This window comes from Streptomyces sp. KR55 (genome assembly GCF_052245645.1).
GTDB lineage: Bacteria > Actinomycetota > Actinomycetes > Streptomycetales > Streptomycetaceae > Streptomyces > Streptomyces flavusporus.
The window spans coordinates 1-1144 of record NZ_JBQQCE010000937.1 but is presented as its reverse complement, the minus strand read 5'-3'; the positions used below and the strand labels follow the sequence as shown (position 1 = coordinate 1144).

Here is a 1144-nt window from a genome sequence, read left to right as displayed (position 1 = left end):
ACCTGGACTTCCGCCGCTGGTCGGCCCGGGCGCTCCAGGTGGCCTCGCCCGAGCACCGCCCGGCGCTGGCCGGTCTGCACGGGCTGCTGGCCGACCTCGTCGCGGACAAACGCCGCCGCCCCCAGGACGACCTGCTGTCCGCCCTGGTCGCCGTACGCGACGAGGAGGACGGCCGGCTGACCGAGGAGGAACTCGTGGGCACGGCCATGATGCTGGTGGTCGCCGGTCACGAGAGCGGGGTGCCGATCCCCCGCGGCAGTATGGTCGTCGCTCTCGGTGCGGCGGGGCGCGACGCCCCGCAGGCCGAGGACGGCGACCCGGCCGTGCTCGACGTGACCCGGCCGGGCGCCCGGCATCCGGCCTTCGGGCACGGCATCCACTACTGCCTGGGCGCCCCGCTCGCGCGCCTGGAGACGACCATCGCCCTGCGCACCCTGCTCGCCCGCGTCCCCGAACTCGAACTCGCCGCCCCGGCAGGCTCCTTGCAGTGGATCGGCTCCGGCATCATCCGCGGCGTGCTCTCCTTCCCGGTGCGCTACCGCGTCGGCTGACGACATGAGAAACGTCCCGGCCCGCGTCGTGGAGACGCGGGCCGGGACGGAACAGAAGGGGTACGGCCGTCAGACGGTCCGGGTGCGCAGCTGACGGGTCTTCCAGCCCAGCAGGCCCGCCTGGACGATGAAGAACACCCCACCGCCCGTGGCGTACACCGAGAGCACGTCGAGCGAGGGATCGTCGCCCGCGGCCTGGATGTTGTATGAGATGCCGACGACGAAGGACAGTCCGCCCGCGATCAGCATCGGCCACTGCTTGCCCAGTTCGGGGCCGCGCCGCTTGAGCCCGACGGCCACCTGGGCGGCACCGGAGATGACGGCCCAGGCGCCGAACACGTGGAGCACGGGCGCCACGCCACCGGCCCCGGCGATGCCGACCGCGATCGCGGCGAGCGTGCTCAGCACCCCGTTGAACGCCGTGACCCGGCGCTCCGATCCGTCCGGGAGGGCCCGGTAGTCGATCAGTGACGACACCGCGTCGATCAGCGGGTAGACGACCAGCAGCGTGATCGCCACGGCGTCGACGTCCTCGTGGGCTCCGGCGAACGCCAGCGCCCATGCCACAGCCAGGACACCGCGGCCCAGGTACA

At 73.1% G+C, this 1144-nt stretch carries 1 protein-coding gene and 1 pseudogene; one reads left to right on the top strand and one right to left on the bottom strand.

Going from position 1 to position 1144, the window contains the following annotated elements; genetic code table 11:
- Positions 1-551 (top strand): annotated as a pseudogene (locus ACTWQJ_RS51635) (cytochrome P450 family protein); the annotation flags it as partial.
- A gap of 69 nt (positions 552-620) precedes the next feature.
- On the opposite strand, the gene ACTWQJ_RS51630 reads toward ACTWQJ_RS51635, so the two are convergent.
- The coding region (locus ACTWQJ_RS51630) for a DUF308 domain-containing protein (RefSeq protein ID WP_443313243.1) at positions 621-1144 on the bottom strand (524 nt) is incomplete at its 5' end.